Origin of the sequence: Paenisporosarcina cavernae (assembly GCF_003595195.1) — a bacterium.
Classification (GTDB): domain Bacteria; phylum Bacillota; class Bacilli; order Bacillales_A; family Planococcaceae; genus Paenisporosarcina; species Paenisporosarcina cavernae.
In genome coordinates this window covers 309384-327013 of record NZ_CP032418.1, presented here as the reverse complement: position 1 = coordinate 327013, position 17630 = coordinate 309384, and the positions used below count along the sequence as shown (strand labels likewise).

Genomic DNA, 17630 nt, shown 5'->3' with positions numbered 1-17630 from the left:
GCCAACTAAATCATCATATCCGTCCCCATTCCGCTCCAGTCTCTTTAGCGATTACATCACTTATCGTATAAAATTCAATCTCCCTTCCGCTTCCTTGTCTTTTTTCGAAATCCACTAATACTTATACTGTTCTCGATATCGTTCATCTCACTATCTAACCCTAACAAAAAAACCGTAAGCATCAAGAATTTCTCTCGAGGCTTACGGTTAGTCTTAATTAATTATTCAGGTTTGAACGGATCAGAACCTGGCTTTGTGTTATTCCAGTCATCATGTGCGCCGCTGTTAAACGAATCACCCTCGTTTGGTGCTACATCATCATAAGGGAAATTTTCATCTGCAGTACCATTCTCAATACCATCCGGTTTTGGCTCAATAGGAGCAGCCGGCGTTGATGGTGCTTCATATGAATTAGAAGCATCCTTTAATGGGTTGGCAGAAGGACTGTTGTCCATGTTTTGTTTTGCTTGACCCATTTTGTTTTTCATATCGTTTTTCATGGATTGCTTTTCAGCTTCCCATTTTTCTTTCGATACATCTGCATTTTCAATGCTTTTTTCCATACGATCTAAGTAACGAGACGCATGGTCACGTCCACCTAAACCAAATGCTAAACCAAATGCTAGCGCAACTCCACCTAAAATTAAAATGAATGCTGCATTAATTATAGATGCGGCAATTCCTAATTGGTCAAGCGCCATGAAGAAAGCAAATGCTAAAATCGCATATTTTGCTACATAGCGTAACACATGAGGCGAGCCTGAAGCTTTCGTCATTACACTTCCAACGAACTGCTCTGCAAGAGACGCTAACCAGAATCCAACTGCTAGAATAATAACTGCAGCAATGACTGCAGGTAAGTATGCAAAGATTCCTGTAGCAAGAGTGACCATAAATTCTAATTCAAGAATTTGAAGCGCTTCTACTACGAATAAAAGAACAACAACAACTTGAGCAATGATCGCTAAAATTTTCGCGAACGATAAGTTGTTTGCATTTGAGCTTGATGAAACATTATTGAATCCCATGTTGCTAAATAAAGAATCGACCCCAAGGTTTTTCAATAAGTTTTCAACAACCTCTTTCACCCATTTACCAACGACAATACCGATGATAACTAAAACAATTGCAATGGCAATCTTCGGTAACATTTCCATGATATCGTTTAACATAGAAATCGCTGGATCTGAGATACCATTTAAATCTAAAATTTCAAGTGCAGTAATTGTTACTGGAATCATGATTAGTACAAATGCAATGATTCCGATAATTCTTGAAAGACTAGTTCCTTCAAAGAACGAAGCTATTTTTAATTTATGAGCAAGACGATCTGTCCCAATTGATTCTAAGAATTTCGTTAAGATATTACGAACCAATTTCGCTGCAAAGTATCCGATGAAGAATACAATCGCTGCTGATACCAATTTCGGAATGAACGCGAAGAACTTATCTAGCATTCCTTCGAACGGTCCACTTAGGCCATCAATTCCAAGTGCATTTAATACTGCTGGAATGAATAATAAGAAGATTAACCAGTACGCTACATTGGCAAACGTATCTGTCCATTTCGTTTTATCCACTTTTTCTGGGTCTACACCAGCTTTGTCAGTGAACTTATTCACATTGACTTTATTCCCAAATGTTTGAATAGCTTTTTTCACTAATGTTGCAATAATCCATGCAACAAATAGAATAAGAGCCGCTTTTAAAATATTTAATAATGCTCCAGTTAAAGAAGAGAACATTGTTGCGAATGGACTTGCGACAGATCCTAAATCCATCATGTTGAAGAATAAGAAGAATGAAAATAATAATACTAAGAAAAATACCACTTTACTAATGATCTTCTCAGCGCTCCACTTAGACTCCGTATTTCCAAGTCTTTCATTTACTTTTCCTTTACGAAGAAGTTTGTATGTTAGGTTTTCTAGGAACTTTGCAATAAAGAACCCAATTAATAATACTAGTAAACCTAGTAATAACTCTGGCAACCAATCAAACGTGGTACGCCAATACATCGTATCGAACATAGACGTTCCTCCCTCTACTATCATATTTTTCCTATACATAGCTCCTATACCCCTAGGGGCGCTTTCGAAACGTCATCTATGATTTTTTCAGAAAGTTTCGAGTTCGGTCTAGATGTCCAAAGACAACTAATTTATCTCCTTTTTCCATTTTTTCATCTGACGTAGGGTTTGCAATCATCTCATCTTCTCGTTTGATTGCGAGAATCGTCAATTTATGTTCATTTCGGAGCTTTGATTCCCCAATTGATTTCCCAATCAACGGGGACCCTTCCAATAATTCAAGTTCTTCAATCGTAAATTCTTTGTTCTTTGATTCGATTAAAAAATTGACGACGTCTGTTCCTTCTGGCTTTAGTACCGACATGACCATCTCTCTGCCGCCTATTGTGGTCGGATTTACGACTTTATTTGCACCAGCACGGAGCAGCACTTCTTCTGATTCTTCCCTTTCCGATTTTGCCACGACTTGGACATCCTCGTTCAATCCTTTTGCTGTAATGGTCAAAAAAACATTATCCGAATCATTTGGCATGGCAGCAATCACTGCTCTCGCATTTTCAACGCCAGCCTCTTGTAAGACGGATTTCCACGTTGGATTTCCAACAATTCGCAACGCGTGCTCTCCTAACGCATCAACAAGCTCTTCTTCATCCTCATGGATATAGACAACAGGAGTATCTTGCTCATTAAGCTCGTGATAGATTTGTGTGCCCACTTTTCCAAGTCCACACACAATAATGTGATCCTCTAAATTTCGAATAGTATGTTCCATACGCTTATTCCACACTTTCACTGATAGTTGATGTTCGATAAAATACGATGCAACTGCTCCTAACGCATACGTGACAATTGCTGCTCCAATGGGAATTAAGAGCAAGGCAAATTGTTTTCCCGCTTCTGATTCCGGCACAATGTCTCCATACCCAACCGTCATAAGTGAAATAATCGTTAAGTAAAAGGCATCAAAAAAGGACAATTCTTCAATATTCATAAACCCGATAGTGGCGATGGAAATTAAAATAACAAGTGCAATAACGGAAAACAAAATATGACGAAAACGAATTCGGATATCCATCCATTTACTAGTGTTCATACTGTACCGTTTCCTTTCTTCATTTCTACTATTTTACCCACTAAAAAAATGCCTAACCCTCAAAGAGTCAGACATTTCTATTCGATTATTCACTTGGTAAGAATATAGATACTTTGAACAAATCCCCATCGACATCCAGTTTCATGCTTCCTTCGTGGAGTTCCACAATCGATTGGACGATTGCTAATCCTAATCCAGAGCCGTCGGTGTTACGAGAGGAGTCCCCTCTTTTAAATCGCTCAAATAACTCTTCTACATTGCCACCTAATTCTTCTTTTGTAACATTTTTGATCGTGAATGAAACACCTGCAGGAGTAGGAAGTAATTCAACATATACACGCGTTCCTTCTAACGAGTATTTCTGCGCATTTTGCAGCAAGTTATCAAACACTCGCCAAATTTTCTGACCATCCACTTTGGCATATAGTGGACTTGTCGGAACTTTTAAGCGGAATTCCACCGGCGCTTCGGGTTGCTCCGCCAATGTTTGTGAAAGAAGTTGGGACAGATCTACTGTCGCCTTCATCAACGTAATGGTACCGCTCGTCATTTTTGATACTTCAAACAAGTCGTCTATCAACGTTTTCATTCTAGCCGACTTCCGTTCGAGTACTTCTAAATAATTGGCCCTTTCTACTTCCGTTAACTTCTCATTTTTCAATAAATCCGTATACGTAATAATGGATGTTAAAGGTGTACGTAAATCATGACTCACATTCGTAATTAGCTCTGTTTTTAGTCGTTCACTCTTTGCCTGTTCGGACTCCGAATGTTTGACAAGATGGCGCAATTCATTGAGATGATTCGCATGCATTGCGAATACTGATTTACCTTTTATCCTGACGTCTTGATGTAATGTACCTTGCGCTAGCTTCTCTGTTGCAACATAAAGTGCATTGTACCGCCCAATGGATTTCATGATGATATAAAGCACTGGAACAATAACCACAACAAATAAAGGGATATACAGAAGGAATGCTGTAACTTGCATCATCGAAACCATAAATCCAAAACCAGCTAAAAAGATGGCTACTAGAGCGAAGATCGCTTTAAATGCAAGGGATCGATTGTCAAAAAACAATCGCATCGCACTCAAGAATTTTTTCGATAAACTGTTTTCCCATTGTGCGGACAAATTTGCGGTTTTTATGTCTTTTATGAAGATGCTTCCATTCATTAGTCCAAAGCTCGCCAACAAAATGGCAATAAGAAGATATAGAATCCATTCCGACAATTGAGAGCCACCAAATCGTTCATATACAATTTCAGTATCCCATTTAAATACTTCTAGCACTAAGAAGGCGATGAGTATCGGTATCACTGTTGCTATCAAACGAAATTCTAATTTCCAGTTACTCATCCAGCGAGGGATAGAAGCAATACCTCGATCTCTCTTTCGTTTATATGTGAGTGCAATATCCGCCAATCCACTTAATAGTGCTATCACCCAAAGAATCGAAAAAAATTCTTTTTTGTAGTTAAAATAGTTTTTTGAATCTAATACTTCTGACGGCAAACTATTTTCTTTAAAACCAGCACTTCCCACTAATACGGAATATCCATCCCAATTGATCAAATCTTGAATAGAGTAAAGTCCCGCCGCATTTAATTCTGTTTCGTTGATACTTTCATATTCTGATGAAACTATTGGTACTGAAATTGCATGTGAAGTTGAAGAGAACTTTTTCAGCAAATCACCAGCTGACTGTAGCTCACCGTTTTGAAAAGTTGTACCATGCATTCGGTCCTGCAAATGATAAACCATTTCTTTTGACCAATAGCTTGCGTAAGAAGAATCGCTTTTTACATTTCTAATATATTCTTCAAATACTGCCTTTTTCATTTTTCCAATCTTATTTCTTACATATTCGTCATCTTGAAAATTTTTCGAAACGTCTTCGAGTTTAGTATTGCGTTCTTTCAAAAGTTGTTGCTCGAGTTCTACGTTATTTTCTGCACGAGCTCGCTCGATACTATCATTATATTGTGAAGCTATGTTGAATTTTTGGGTGTCTAGTGAACCATAATATTCTCGATATTGATTTATTTCACTTGAAGACACATGATCATTCAACTTTAATTTATCAACGAACAAGTAGGGACTTACCTCAGTTATTTTTTCTTGAACAAATTGTTCATATTGATATGAGTCTTCATAAGAATTTTTAAGTAACGAAAAACCGTTATCTATAAAAGTTATTAACCCAATTACAGCCAAACTATATAATAAATACTGGATAAATTTTTTTCTCACAACCAATTAGCTCCTTTTAGCAATCGAGAAAAATGTGCGATTACACGATTTTCCTTCCATGCGTGCATGTCGACAAAATGGGGGATAAATTGTAGACAATAGAGCAATGTAAAACAGGCAATGATGACGGCGATGACGGATAATACGTTGGAGGACTTACTTTTCGATTTTGTATCCAACTCCCCACACCACCTTAATATACTGTGGATTTTTCGGATCCACTTCCATTTTTTCACGTATTTTCCGTATATGTACAGCTACTATATTTTCTGCGTTATAGGCTTCTTCGTTCCAAACGAGTTCGTAAATTTGATGAATGGAAAATACCTTGCCAGCATGACGCATGAGTAACTCGGTAATTTTATATTCAATTGGCGTTAACTTGAGTGAAACGCCATCAAGTGTTACTTCTTTTGCTTCCTCGTCCAATTCCAGTCCACGGATCGTCAAACGATTCGATACTTTTTCCATATTTCCTAATGTGGTATATCGACGTAATTGCGATTTCACACGAGCCATTAGTTCAAGCGGATGAAAAGGCTTTGTCACGTAGTCATCTGCTCCAACGGACAACCCATGAATTTTATCGCTATCTTCTACTTTCGCACTTAACATGATGATTGGTACATTGAACGTCGTCCGAATATGAAATGTTGCTTGAATCCCGTCCATTTGAGGCATCATGACATCTAAAATGATTAAATGGACTTCGGCTTGCTCTAAATGTTGGACTGCTTCTTTCCCATTCGACGCTTTCACCACATCATAGCCATCGTTTTTCAAATAAATTTCAATCCCGTTACGGATTTCTTCATCGTCATCTACCACTAAAATTGTATACGACATCTTTCATTCCCCCATTTTGTTCGTACTTTTAGCTTATCGATTGAATCTTAAGTCCACCCTCACAACTTTCTGAAGAAATTCTTAAGAAATGGAAAAGCCTTCTTCACGAACAGGTTTTTTCCGCTGAATGGTGAGAACGATTATGCCACCTAGCAATAATCCGACGCCGAGCCACGAAACCATGCTGAGTGTTTCATTCACCACAAAAACGCTCAAAAGAGCAGCGGTTAAGGGTTCTCCTAACGAAAGTGTCACCGCCGCAGAGGACGGAATGTGTTTTAACCCTGTTAGGAATAAAATATACGCAAGGGTCGTCGTCATCCATCCTAGATACAGTATCGTTGTGAAGTTTGCCCCATCCACCACCCACCCTATCGGAAATAACAGGAAAAACGGGGAAAGGAAGAGCGCACTAATGGAAAATGTCACTGCAACAGAGGAAACAGGTGCTAATTTTGCGAGCACATCCTTACTAACGATCGTATATAATGCAAATGCAAATCCCGCTACTAGCGACATACCGATTCCGAAAGGATTCACGGTGACTGATTCTTTATTGGAAAATAAAAGTATGCAACCAAGTATTGCCATAATCGTTGCGATGACCCATTTTCGATTCGGCTTTCGCTTCCAAAAAATTCGTTCCAGAATGCCCGTGAAAATTGGTGCACTACCTATTGCAACAACAGTTCCAACAGCTATACCTGTGACGCGTACCGACGTGAAAAACAATGGTTGAAATAAGGCCATGCATATTCCCGCAATAAGTGCAGGTTTCCACGGAATAGACGTTATATCTAGTTTCTTTGTCATAAGTAAATAAAGGAGTAACGTAAAACCACCAATTGCCATTCTTAGAGCCCCGATGGATAATGGATGTGTCGATTGAGGTAAAAAAGTCTGTGCGGTTCCAGTTGTTCCCCATAAGACCGCAGCAAGTAATACAATGAAATAAGCGATAGACGTTTTCATCTTAATCCTCCGAATCATTCTTACTGAAAACGATACCATACTATTCCTTTCGAAAGTAGGTGAAAATGGATGTATTTAACAATTGAAGAAACAGCAAAAAAGCTTGGTCTGCCGATCGAGCAAGTTCACTCGTATGTCTTAAACGGGAAAATTAAATCCGTTCACGACGGAGAGAATTATTTAATCAATCACAGCCAGTTTGACAAGCATTATGAACAGCTGGAAAAAGTGAAAGAAATGATTGATGAATGGCGGAATACACCGATTCCCGATGATATTGATGTTAAAGATGAAGATTAGGTTTAAAAAACGTTTAAAACAGGTATAAATATCTAGTTACATACATAAGAATTTATACCCAACCCTTGACCTCATGTTAAATGTGCGTTAGGGTAGGAAACTGTGTGTAAAATTAAATGAAAGTAGGGGGAATTATGAAACAAGTAACAAATGTATTTTGGATTACATTGGCTCTAGTTCTTGTTGCCGTATTATTTGGCGCATTAACACCAACAAGTTTCCAAGATATCACAGCAAATGTTCAAGCGTTTATCACGTCTACATTTGGCTGGTATTATTTAGCAATCGTGACAATCATGGTTATTTTCACGGTATACATGATCTTTAGTCCTTTCGGGAAAATTCGTTTAGGGAAGGATACAGACCGACCAGAATACTCTCGCACCACTTGGTTTGCGATGCTCTTCTCAGCTGGTATGGGGATTGGTCTTGTATTCTGGGGAGCTGCAGAACCTCTTTCACACTTCGCAGTCTCTTCTCCAACACAAGAAGTTGGAACACCAGAAGCATTTAAAGAAGCTATGCGCTATACATTTTTCCATTGGGGATTACATGCTTGGGCAATTTACGCTATCGTGGCATTAGCACTTGCATATTTCCAGTTCCGCAAAGGAGAACCAGGTCTAATTTCAGCAACATTAAAGCCAATTTTTGGTGAAAAAATGAACGGACCATTAGGAGTTTTGGTCGACGTGTTCGCCGTTTTCGCTACCGTTATTGGTGTCGCAACGACGCTTGGCTTTGGCGCTGTTCAAATTAGTGGAGGTCTGTCGTATGTATTTGGATTTGAATCCACTTACTGGACGGAAGTAGCTATTATTGCGGTCGTTACCGTTTTATTCTTAGCTTCTGCTTGGTCAGGATTAAGTAAAGGAATTAAATATTTATCCAACACAAATATGGTTCTTGCAATCGCACTTCTTCTTTTAGTCGTTATATTAGGACCAACGTTACTGATTTTCAATATGTTTACGGATACACTTGGATCGTACTTCCAAAATCTGATTCGAATGAGTTTCCGTGCAGCGCCTTTAAATGCAGAAAATCGAAATTGGATTAACGGATGGACTATTTTCTACTGGGCTTGGTGGATTTCATGGGCACCTTTCGTTGGAATCTTCATCGCTCGAGTGTCAAAAGGCCGCACCATTCGTGAATTTTTAACAGGAGTACTCTTGTTACCATCTCTTGTAAGTTTCTTTTGGTTTGCAGCTTTCGGAACAACAGCGATTAACATCCAAGAAAAAGTGACAGACTTAACGGGGTTAAAAACAGAGGAAACACTTTTCGCTGTATTTAATGAATTGCCTCTCACAACACTTCTGTCGATTATCGCCATTATCTTAATCGGTACGTTCTTTATCACAAGTGCCGATTCAGCGACTTTTGTGTTAGGTATGCAAACAACAAATGGCTCTCTTAATCCAGCCAACAGTGTAAAAGTGATTTGGGGACTTGCACAATCATTAATCGCAGTTATTTTACTTGCAGCTGATGGATTAAGTGCATTACAAAACGCATTGATTGTAGCCGCGTTACCATTTTCCTTTATCATGGTTCTAATGATGGTATCACTCTATAAATCATTATCTGTAGAAGCTCGTTTAATGAAAAAAACAAAGAAAGAATAATCACGCAACTTTCTATCCCTCTTACTCGTAACATGAGTAAGGGGGATTTTTATGGTCTTTATACTTATTGCGCTATTTTCTTATCTCATAGGGTCACTACATGGATCTTCATTAGCCAAAAAACTATCGGGGGTAAATATAAAAGAGAGCGGTGTGAAAAATTCGGGAGCTTCTAACGCGACGCTTGTCCTCGGATGGAAGTATGGCTTACTGGTAGCAGCTTTCGACATTTTAAAAGCTGTTTTTGCCGTATTAATTGTTACTTTTTTTGTATCAGGCGAACCCTTCTTGCTGTTTTGTACGGCATTCTTTGTCATCGCGGGACACATATTTCCCGTATTTCTTTCCTTTCAAGGCGGTAAAGGAACGGCAAGCGCGATCGGGGCTTTACTCGCAATTGATTGGAAAATAGGGTTGCTCGCAGGAGTTCTATTCATACTCGTAAGTGTTATCAGTGATTATATATTTTACGGGGTTGTGGCATTTTACCTCATCTATTTTGGGTATAGCTTATCAATTACGACATCCATACGAATGATTATTCTTTGTCTAAGTTTACTGCTGTTAGTGGCAATGAAACACTCTGACAATATTCAACGTTTAGCCGACCGTTCAGAGCCTCGATTGTCGAATGTATGGAAAAAGAAAAGAACGTGCTAAACTAACAATATCTACATAACAAAGGAGCTTACCTATGCAAAAACAACTATCCGAACGCTTAATACGCTATGCAAAAATTGATACACAATCGAATGCTTCGAGTGAAACTTGCCCATCAACAGAAAAACAATGGGATTTACTTCGTTTGTTAGAAAAAGAACTTGCCGATTTAGGCATGGAGGAAATCACGTTGGATGATAATGGCTACTTATTTGCTTCTCTACCATCCAATTTAGAACGCGAGTTTCCGACTATCGGGTTTTTGGCACACGTAGATACAGCGACAGATTACACAGGGACAAACGTTCAGCCAAAGATCATTGACTGTTATGAAGGTGGAGACATTCGATTAAATGATGAAACCGTGCTCTCTCCCGCTGATTTCCCAGAAATGAATAACTATATTGGCCACACGTTAATCACGACAGATGGTACAACATTGCTTGGTGCAGACAACAAGGCTGGAATTGCTGAAATTATGACTGCCATGGAGTATTTCATTCAAAACCCAAGCATTCCTCACGGAAAAATTCGAGTTGGATTTACACCAGATGAAGAAATTGGCCGTGGACCGCACAAATTTGACGTGGATGCATTTGGTGCCAAGTATGCTTATACGATGGACGGTGGGCCGCTTGGCGAGCTTCAATACGAAAGCTTTAACGCTGCTGGTGCAGAGGTTATTGTTCATGGACGAAATGTTCATCCAGGTTCCGCAAAAGATAAAATGATTAACTCTATCACCATTGCAACAGCATTCCAAGCCATGATGCCGGAAAATGAAGTACCTGAAAAAACAGAAGGCTATGAAGGGTTTATTCACTTGATGAATTTTCAAGGAACTGTCGAAAAAACGACCTTATCCTACATTATCCGTGATTTTGATAAAGCTAAATTTGAAGCGAAAAAACAGCTCCTTAAAGATGCTGTTGAAAAAATCCAAGAAAAACATGGTGTCCATGCCATCGAATTAAAAATGGACGATCAATACTACAATATGGGGGAGAAAATTGAACCTGTAATGGAAATTGTGGATATCGCGAAAGAAGCGATGGAGAAATTGGATATTGCACCACTTATAATTCCAATTCGTGGTGGTACAGACGGCTCTCAATTGTCCTTTATGGGAATGCCAACGCCAAATATTTTTACCGGTGGAGAAAACTATCATGGTAAGTATGAGTACATTTCCGTCGACAATATGGAAAAAGCGACTAAAGTGATGATTGAAATGATTCAGAGCTTTGAATCCAAACAATTATAAGAATTTTACACGAAATATGCCAGAATATGTTTGACACTCTTCAAAAAAGGATAAACCTAATCCTAAGAAGAAAAAAGGAGAGTGTTTAACACTATGGAAAACGTACAAGGTAAAGTTCAAGAAGAAATGTCAAAAATGGATTCACAAAAGAAAGAAGAAATCTTACAAAACTTCAACACATTCAAATCATACTTATCCGATAAAGTAGCAACAGGTGAAAAGCTTGGATTAGGTGAAGAGCAATTAGCTAAAACAACTGAAATGGTAGCTGGGTACTTAGCAAGCCACGAAGAGCCACGTAACAGCGAAGAAAACTTACTACAAGAGCTATGGAAATCTGGCGATAAAGAACAACAACACGCTTTAGCTCATATGCTTCTAAACATGGTACGTAAGTAAGTCGAAAGGAGCGATTCGTATGAAACGCGAACCTGAAGACCCGAAACGCGAAAAATCTTCCGATCCGAAACTGGACAATCCAGACGCAGTAGACACGGACAAAGAATCACTGTTCGATATGCATGAAGATATGCAGACAGTCGATCCATTACCCGTTGAAGAGCTGAATGACAAAGTGAAGGATGAAGAAGATCACGATCATACAAAAGACTCTTCGTCTAGTGAACGCAAATATCCAGATTGACATTTCACCCCTACCCTCGATGGTTGGGGTTTTTTCATGTGGAATGTTGTTATCTTCATAATAAAAGAACTTCCAACTGCGCGGAAGTCCATTTCATTTTCTATCTTCTATTGGAGGTTTAGCCTTTAGCTGTATAACACTATTCTTAAACTTCTTTCGTTACTTTCGGTTTTTTCACACTCAAGTATCCACCTAATACAATACCTAATGCTGATAATCCATAAATAACTGTCTTACTATCCGTATGGAAACCCGAGTTAGCTGTGACCATCAGAATTACAAGTGAAGTCAAGACTACTAAGTATGATTTGGATTTCAATTTTCCACTCCCTATCTAATCGAATTTGCGATAGAATTTTTGACCTTCTGGTTATGATAACGCCGACTCTATTAATTTGAACTCACCAACTAATTTTCCCACCACCTGCACACGGTAAAGTATGTTCCCCTTGGGGTTTTCACAACCCGTTTGTAAGGCTTTTATGGCGATCAAATAAGTTCTTCCTCTTTCTTGACATCCATTGTCGCAGCATCTTTAATTTCTTCTCTTCGTGCATAAATGTTTTTCAGGATCGTTTTAATTACTGCATAGGTTGGAATAGCTAAAATGATTCCCCATAGACCCGCAATATTTCCCGCCGCTAAAATGATGGTGATTACCGTTAATGGATGTATATCAAGCGATCTCCCCATAACATTTGGCGTAATGAAGTTACTTTCTATTTGTTGTGCTACTAGCATAATAATTGCAACCCATATTACCATCTCTGGTGCTTGTATGTAGCCGATGATTAAAGCAGGTACAACAGCTATATATGGACCTAAGAATGGGATAACATTCATGAACATTCCAAACAATGCTAATAACAACGCGTAATCTAATCCTATGATTAAATATCCAATTAGGAGCATTATTCCGACCGCAAAGCTTACAAGAAGCTGTCCTTGTATGTAGGCTTTTAGTGTATGGTCAATATCGTGCAGCGTTTTACGTATCCATGTTTTTCTTTCCCCTGAGAAAAATTTCGCGATAAATGGCGCAAACTTTTCGTGGTCCTTTAACATGTAGACGAGGAAAAAAGGAACTAGTATAAGTAAAAATAAACCTTGAAAGAAGCTCTGGATAAATGCTAACAACCCAGAACCGAATTTCGAGGTGATTTGTCCTACTTTCGCAGACTGATCATCAATCGATTTTTCAATTGATTTCGGCAATCGATTTTTTTGGTCAACAATGTAATCCACCATATCTTCCACTTGAGCTGTTATCGATGGTGCATCTTTCACTAAAGAGTTTACCTGTTTCGTTACTGCTGGACCTACTATGGATGAAGTGACCCAAATCACTAATGCTAAAGCAGCAAAGATCGCTAGCATACTTGTCCATCGTGCCCACCCCTTTTTTTCTAAGAAGCGTAATATCGGTCTTGTTAAATAAAAGAGAACTCCTCCGATTAGAAGTGGTAAAAAAATCGTTTGAATCACGACGAATAATGGGAAAAACATATCCTTCACTTCAATAAATAAACGTATAATAATAAGAGCTAAAATAATTCCAATACCTGCTTGAAACCAAACTTTATTTGTCATAGTTGTATTCGTGCTCCTCTCTTTTCTAAGTATACGATGAAATAGTGGAAAAGTTTTCACAAATTTTATGTTTATGTTAGGCTAGAACGGGTATATATATAACCGAGGGTTTTTTCACGCCTACTTTGTTCCTCATCTTTACCCCCAAAAACAAACACTCCAGGCAAAAACAACGATTTTTGGAAGGAGACCCACTATATGAACTGGTATGAAAAGTTAAATCAATATTTTCCTGTTGAAGAAATGAAATCTCAAGAACACATGGAAACGTTATTAAAAGAAAAAGGTGAATATTACATTAAAGATGAAGGTCCAAAGCATGTCTTGATGTATGTTGAATTTGAAAATTTTACTTTTGTCGATTATCTTTTTGTTTCGAAAGAAGCACGAGGAGAAGGCTTAGGCAAAAAACTATTAAACAAGCTTAAAGAAAAAAATAAGGCTATTTTATTAGAAGTTGAGCCTGTTAATTATGAAGATACAGATACGGAAAAACGTTTACGTTTTTATGCACGCGAAGGTTTCCAGCACGCTTCTCGTATCGGGTATAACCGTCGTTCATTAGCCACTGGTGAAAACAATGCGATGGAAATTCTCTATTGGTCGCCTACGAACCAACCAGAAGAAGAAATTTACGAAGCGATGAAATGGACGTATGAAAACATTCACACATTTAAAGATGAAAAATTCTATGGTGAATCATACGATCCTACGGAAGAAGTATTAGAATTCCACTCGAAAGATAAAGAACGCGAAGATATTTTAGATTCAATAGCAGTTACTAAATAAAGCGAGGCACCGTCTAGCGGTGCTCTCGCTTTTTTGATGATGACAAATGAACACGAAGAATTCTTCCAATCCCTTTGCCTATCTATTTATGAAAATTTAATCGGTTGCTCTCCCACAGAACGAGCTAATCGGTTAATCTTCAGTTGAAAATATTGCCGATCTAATGTTTGTAAGCTAGAGAAATCAATGCTTTCTATTAAATACATTTGCACCGTCCATATATCTTTTTTTGCTTCTACTGGTGCTGACTCAGCAGCTACTATGAGCGTTTCTGTCATAGCGGATAATACGGAAATATCTTCTCTCGCATAATGACTCAATTGATAAAATGTATGGTATAACATCTCCTCAAAGGTATGAATCGACAACATAACACGTTCTACTTTGTCTTCATCTAAAAATATAAACTCTTCTCGCGGTAATTGACTATACGACCCTAACAAGCGTCCAAACTGGTGAATATTATGAATGGCCGTATTTGGGTCGTTAATTGCTGGTGAGATGGCACGAAGGGAAACCTCCACCATCTTCTGTATCGCAAAGACAGGATCTTGTCGCGTATCACGTTCTTTTCCGACAACAAACAGTCGTGGGTGTATTGCATCCTTATCGACGTCTTCATCCGTATATAAAATTACGACTGGTGTATTGGCAGAAACAAAATCCCCTATTTTTCGTTGCACAATAAATAATCCATTTAACTTTTTCGCAATCATCGTCATTTCTTGTATTTCAATGAATTGCAAATAACCGTCTTGCCTTGCAAGCAGCGGTGTCGCTTTTCGTTTCGGAGTGGTATCTGCATTATAAGCAGAAGCAAACGGCAAGTTCTGCGTCCAATGTTCATACTGTTTAACGGATGACTCACCTTCTATTGCTAAGTGTTCAATTAATGTATTTACTTGCATATTTTGCGAAATATGATGAATAAACAACGCAAAGTAAATGAGACATACCATTGCATACACGATCCCTATACCAGGTGATAAAAACGACTGTTCCCTGCTCGATTCTTGAATAAACAACAAGGACAACGTCGTATAAATAAACCCTCCCATAAAAACTCCCATCACACGCCAAACAATGGCATCGCGCACAAAGTTTTTTAATGTTCTAGGTGAAAACTGAGAGGAATACGTCGTCATAACAACCATTACGGTCGAAAATGTAAAGGTCGTCATCGTTAATAATGCTGCAGATAATCCCCCTAAAATAGTTTGTCCTAAATTTGCAGAAGTCAAAAAAATTGATGGAACATGCGCCATCACCATTTCATCAAAAAAATGATCAATCGTTGTAAAAATTGCTACCAAAAGTAACGAAATGAAACTATAAATACCGGGAGTAACCCATACCCCATCCTTTAAACTTCTTACGATTCGATTCATATTCTCCCTGTCTCCTCTATCTATCGTCGTGATTATATATACATACAAATAACTTTTCACGCATTTCTTTCCACCTATTTAGGTAAATCAAAATAGCATCTCAAAGACTATTTTATTCTAGCAAATCTCTCTCTATTATAGTCAATAAGAGAAAAGACGTAACGGACTTCGTTACTGGTTCTCGATAATGGCAAACCTGATGAAAGTCAGGGACGCAAAGCTAAAGGGGCTTCCTGTATTTAGTATACAGATGCCAGCCAGCTACCGAAAGCACTGGGAACGCGAAACCCTGGGTTGAAACAACTACTAGTTGTCTTCTACCCTTCTGTCCGCGAATGAACCCCACTTTCGGATGAGTGGGGTTCATTTTTTTGTTGGAGGTGAAATTTTGATCGCTACATTATCCCATTCAGAGAATGTCATCGCGAAAAATGTTAAAAAAGCGTACTCCTTTCCTAAAAGGCTACGAGGACTGCTTTTCACAAAATCGCTTGATCCACACTCTGGGATACACATTAAACCTTGCCGTTCTGTTCACACGTATTTTATGAAATATCCAATCGATATCGTCTATTTGGATAAACAAAACCGTATTGTTGGATTAGAGCATTTCGTCTCCCCTGGCAAACGCGGACTACATTTCGAATCAGCATACTCTGTCTTAGAACTTGCTGCTGGAAGAATTGAAGAACTTGGGCTACAAGAAGGACAACCTATAAATATTAAACCAAAAGGAGAGAAAGCATCATGATGAATCTTTTAAAAGGACTTTGGAAAGAAGAAGAAGGACAAGGGATGGCTGAATACGCATTAGTACTTGGCGTAATCGCGATTGGAGTAGTAGCAGTACTTATTCTTTTTGGAAACGCGATTATTGATAAGTTCAATGAAGTAATTGGTAAATTCAGTTCAACATCAACAGGAACTCCTGAATAGAAATTTTCATTTGTAATGTGATTTTATTTTATATCTTTTGACACTTTTTCGTTTCTCATTCCTCCAGACGCTTTCGAATCCTTCGCGATTCCCCTGGAGTCGTCTACATGTCGAAACGAAAAATCTATAAATTCCTAGTGTGAACAAGAACTAATTTTCACTCTACCAACGGTCATGTAGTCGACGCCGCGAGGAAAAGCGAAGCGGCAGCTAGCTGAAGACCCTGGACTGAGCTCGCGAAGGAAGCGGCTGAGGCAGCGCCTCCGGAAAGCGACTAAAGGACCGTAAGATTTAAGGGAAGTTAACAACTATGTTTAGAAAGGCAGGAACAACACATGCCACTAGAATTCATTCTAATGACCGTCCTCGTGATTTCGTTTGTCACAGACGTGAAGAGCCGAAAAATCTATAATACTGTGTTGCTTCCTGCTTTTTTTATTGCTGTAATCGGCAATACATGGCAAGAAGGATTCCAAGGACTTACAACAAGCCTACTCGGATTTGTTGTAGGCTTTGCTATTTTATTCATTCCGTACGTGATGAAAGGAATGGGAGCTGGAGATGTAAAGCTCATGGCAGTTATTGGCGCATTTATGGGTCCTACCTTTATTGTGACAACCGCTATTTTCATGGCGATAGTTGGAGCAGTGATTGCTACAATTCTTATTACTTTAAGACTTATTCGCTCTGGCCAAACCAAACTTTTACTTGGTCACACTTCTCTCATGACGTATCGGATGAAATTAAGTTTGTTTCGTACACATTCAAAAAATAATGCGTTTCCATACGGTGTAGCAATTGTCGCTGGCGCATTCATCACGTTTTTCACACATGGAGTGATTCGCTTATGATTCGCGAGGAAAAAGGGCAGTCCCTCGTCGAATTTGCGTTAGTCATTCCTGTTTTTTTACTTTTCATTTTGTTTATCGTGGATCTTGGACGTGTTGCTTATACGTATTCGACCCTTCATTTCACCGCACAAGAAACGGTCCGAATTGGTAGCTTCGGTCATTCGGATGCTGAGATGGCGACATATGCACAAGATCATTTTTCCGCTGGTGATGGGTCGGATCTTACCGTATCAATCTCCCCTTCTGAAGCGGTGAGAGAATCCGGCGATTACATCACGTTAACGTTATCGTATCCATTTGAACCTGTGATGCCTCTTGCAGAAGCGGTGTTAAATGGTCCGTTAACGATTCAAGTAGAATCGACAATTCGAATGGAATGAGGA

The 17630-nt window shown here is 38.7% G+C and carries 19 protein-coding genes and 1 riboswitch; of the genes, 11 read left to right on the top strand and 8 right to left on the bottom strand.

Annotation, left to right across the window (positions count from 1 at the left end):
- Window positions 1–221: 221 nt before the first annotated feature.
- The 5 genes from D3873_RS01745 to D3873_RS01720 form a co-directional block, all read right to left on the bottom strand.
- Window positions 222–2030 carry a mechanosensitive ion channel gene (locus D3873_RS01745; RefSeq protein ID WP_119882399.1) on the bottom strand — a complete coding sequence of 603 codons (1809 nt, stop codon included), beginning with the start codon at window positions 2028–2030 and terminating at the stop codon, window positions 222–224.
- A gap of 76 nt (window positions 2031–2106) precedes the next feature.
- On the bottom strand, window positions 2107–3123 hold the full coding sequence (locus D3873_RS01740) for a potassium channel family protein (RefSeq protein WP_119882398.1): 1017 nt from the start codon (window positions 3121–3123) through the stop codon (window positions 2107–2109).
- Between the two features lie 85 nt (window positions 3124–3208).
- Entirely contained in the window at window positions 3209–5377 is a 2169-nt protein-coding gene (locus tag D3873_RS01735; RefSeq protein WP_119882397.1) for a sensor histidine kinase, read from the bottom strand.
- 156 nt (window positions 5378–5533) lie between these two features.
- Complete coding sequence (locus tag D3873_RS01725; protein WP_119882395.1) at window positions 5534–6223, bottom strand: response regulator transcription factor; 690 nt, start codon at window positions 6221–6223, stop codon at window positions 5534–5536.
- An 81-nt stretch (window positions 6224–6304) separates the two neighbouring features.
- Entirely contained in the window at window positions 6305–7195 is an 891-nt protein-coding gene (locus D3873_RS01720; protein ID WP_119882394.1) for a DMT family transporter, read from the bottom strand.
- Between the two features lie 69 nt (window positions 7196–7264).
- Between D3873_RS01720 and D3873_RS01715 the strand changes: the two genes are divergently transcribed.
- From D3873_RS01715 to D3873_RS01690, 6 genes are all read left to right on the top strand, one after another.
- On the top strand, window positions 7265–7495 hold the full coding sequence (locus D3873_RS01715; protein ID WP_119882393.1) for an excisionase family DNA-binding protein: 231 nt from the start codon (window positions 7265–7267) through the stop codon (window positions 7493–7495).
- Between the two features lie 134 nt (window positions 7496–7629).
- On the top strand, window positions 7630–9126 hold the full coding sequence (locus D3873_RS01710; protein WP_119882392.1) for a glycine betaine uptake BCCT transporter: 1497 nt from the start codon (window positions 7630–7632) through the stop codon (window positions 9124–9126).
- 51 nt (window positions 9127–9177) lie between these two features.
- Entirely contained in the window at window positions 9178–9786 is a 609-nt protein-coding gene (locus D3873_RS01705) for a glycerol-3-phosphate acyltransferase (RefSeq protein WP_119882391.1), read from the top strand.
- Window positions 9787–9820: 34 nt separating this feature from the next.
- On the top strand, window positions 9821–11050 hold the full coding sequence (gene pepT, locus D3873_RS01700; protein WP_119882390.1) for a peptidase T: 1230 nt from the start codon (window positions 9821–9823) through the stop codon (window positions 11048–11050).
- Between the two features lie 93 nt (window positions 11051–11143).
- A complete protein-coding gene (locus D3873_RS01695) occupies window positions 11144–11449 on the top strand; it encodes a DUF3243 domain-containing protein (protein WP_119882389.1) in 306 nt (101 codons plus the stop codon).
- A 19-nt stretch (window positions 11450–11468) separates the two neighbouring features.
- Window positions 11469–11693: a hypothetical protein gene (locus tag D3873_RS01690; RefSeq protein WP_119882388.1), complete on the top strand. Its 225-nt coding sequence runs from the start codon at window positions 11469–11471 to the stop codon at window positions 11691–11693.
- 145 nt (window positions 11694–11838) lie between these two features.
- Here the strand turns inward: D3873_RS01690 and D3873_RS13300 are convergent, their stop codons facing one another.
- Window positions 11839–12012 (bottom strand): hypothetical protein, encoded by a 174-nt coding sequence (locus D3873_RS13300; RefSeq protein WP_162920105.1) that lies wholly within the window; start codon window positions 12010–12012, stop codon window positions 11839–11841.
- 170 nt (window positions 12013–12182) lie between these two features.
- Complete coding sequence (locus D3873_RS01685; RefSeq protein ID WP_119882387.1) at window positions 12183–13283, bottom strand: AI-2E family transporter; 1101 nt, start codon at window positions 13281–13283, stop codon at window positions 12183–12185.
- A 198-nt stretch (window positions 13284–13481) separates the two neighbouring features.
- On the opposite strand from D3873_RS01685, the gene D3873_RS01680 reads away from it, so the two are divergent.
- The gene (locus D3873_RS01680; protein ID WP_119882386.1) at window positions 13482–14072 is read left to right on the top strand and encodes a GNAT family N-acetyltransferase; all 591 of its coding nucleotides are present in this window, start codon (window positions 13482–13484) and stop codon (window positions 14070–14072) included.
- Between the two features lie 86 nt (window positions 14073–14158).
- Here D3873_RS01680 and D3873_RS01675 read toward each other — a convergent pair whose 3' ends face one another.
- Entirely contained in the window at window positions 14159–15460 is a 1302-nt protein-coding gene (locus D3873_RS01675) for a DUF2254 domain-containing protein (RefSeq protein WP_119882385.1), read from the bottom strand.
- 179 nt (window positions 15461–15639) lie between these two features.
- A riboswitch (cyclic di-GMP riboswitch) is annotated at window positions 15640–15729 on the top strand.
- Between the two features lie 119 nt (window positions 15730–15848).
- Between D3873_RS01675 and D3873_RS01670 the strand changes: the two genes are divergently transcribed.
- From D3873_RS01670 to D3873_RS01655, 4 genes are all read left to right on the top strand, one after another.
- Window positions 15849–16211 (top strand): DUF192 domain-containing protein, encoded by a 363-nt coding sequence (locus D3873_RS01670; RefSeq protein WP_162920104.1) that lies wholly within the window; start codon window positions 15849–15851, stop codon window positions 16209–16211.
- Entirely contained in the window at window positions 16208–16396 is a 189-nt protein-coding gene (locus tag D3873_RS01665; RefSeq protein ID WP_119882383.1) for a Flp family type IVb pilin, read from the top strand. Before D3873_RS01670 ends, D3873_RS01665 begins: the two co-directional genes overlap by 4 nt.
- Before the next feature lie 335 nt (window positions 16397–16731).
- A complete protein-coding gene (locus D3873_RS01660) occupies window positions 16732–17247 on the top strand; it encodes an A24 family peptidase (RefSeq protein WP_119882382.1) in 516 nt (171 codons plus the stop codon).
- Complete coding sequence (locus tag D3873_RS01655) at window positions 17244–17627, top strand: TadE/TadG family type IV pilus assembly protein (protein WP_119882381.1); 384 nt, start codon at window positions 17244–17246, stop codon at window positions 17625–17627. The genes D3873_RS01660 and D3873_RS01655 overlap by 4 nt, the downstream gene beginning before the upstream one ends.
- Window positions 17628–17630: the final 3 nt, after the last annotated feature.

Coding starts and splice junctions, on each gene's coding strand:
- D3873_RS01745 (WP_119882399.1), bottom strand. CDS start 2,030: ATGTTCGATACGATGTATTGGCGTACCACGTTTGATTGGTTGCCAGAG.
- D3873_RS01740 (WP_119882398.1), bottom strand. CDS start 3,123: ATGAACACTAGTAAATGGATGGATATCCGAATTCGTTTTCGTCATATT.
- D3873_RS01725 (WP_119882395.1), bottom strand. CDS start 6,223: ATGTCGTATACAATTTTAGTGGTAGATGACGATGAAGAAATCCGTAAC.
- D3873_RS01720 (WP_119882394.1), bottom strand. CDS start 7,195: ATGAAAACGTCTATCGCTTATTTCATTGTATTACTTGCTGCGGTCTTA.
- D3873_RS01715 (WP_119882393.1), top strand. CDS start 7,265: ATGTATTTAACAATTGAAGAAACAGCAAAAAAGCTTGGTCTGCCGATC.
- D3873_RS01710 (WP_119882392.1), top strand. CDS start 7,630: ATGAAACAAGTAACAAATGTATTTTGGATTACATTGGCTCTAGTTCTT.
- D3873_RS01705 (WP_119882391.1), top strand. CDS start 9,178: ATGGTCTTTATACTTATTGCGCTATTTTCTTATCTCATAGGGTCACTA.
- pepT (WP_119882390.1), top strand. CDS start 9,821: ATGCAAAAACAACTATCCGAACGCTTAATACGCTATGCAAAAATTGAT.
- D3873_RS01695 (WP_119882389.1), top strand. CDS start 11,144: ATGGAAAACGTACAAGGTAAAGTTCAAGAAGAAATGTCAAAAATGGAT.
- D3873_RS01690 (WP_119882388.1), top strand. CDS start 11,469: ATGAAACGCGAACCTGAAGACCCGAAACGCGAAAAATCTTCCGATCCG.
- D3873_RS01685 (WP_119882387.1), bottom strand. CDS start 13,283: ATGACAAATAAAGTTTGGTTTCAAGCAGGTATTGGAATTATTTTAGCT.
- D3873_RS01680 (WP_119882386.1), top strand. CDS start 13,482: ATGAACTGGTATGAAAAGTTAAATCAATATTTTCCTGTTGAAGAAATG.
- D3873_RS01675 (WP_119882385.1), bottom strand. CDS start 15,460: ATGAATCGAATCGTAAGAAGTTTAAAGGATGGGGTATGGGTTACTCCC.
- D3873_RS01665 (WP_119882383.1), top strand. CDS start 16,208: ATGATGAATCTTTTAAAAGGACTTTGGAAAGAAGAAGAAGGACAAGGG.
- D3873_RS01660 (WP_119882382.1), top strand. CDS start 16,732: ATGCCACTAGAATTCATTCTAATGACCGTCCTCGTGATTTCGTTTGTC.
- D3873_RS01655 (WP_119882381.1), top strand. CDS start 17,244: ATGATTCGCGAGGAAAAAGGGCAGTCCCTCGTCGAATTTGCGTTAGTC.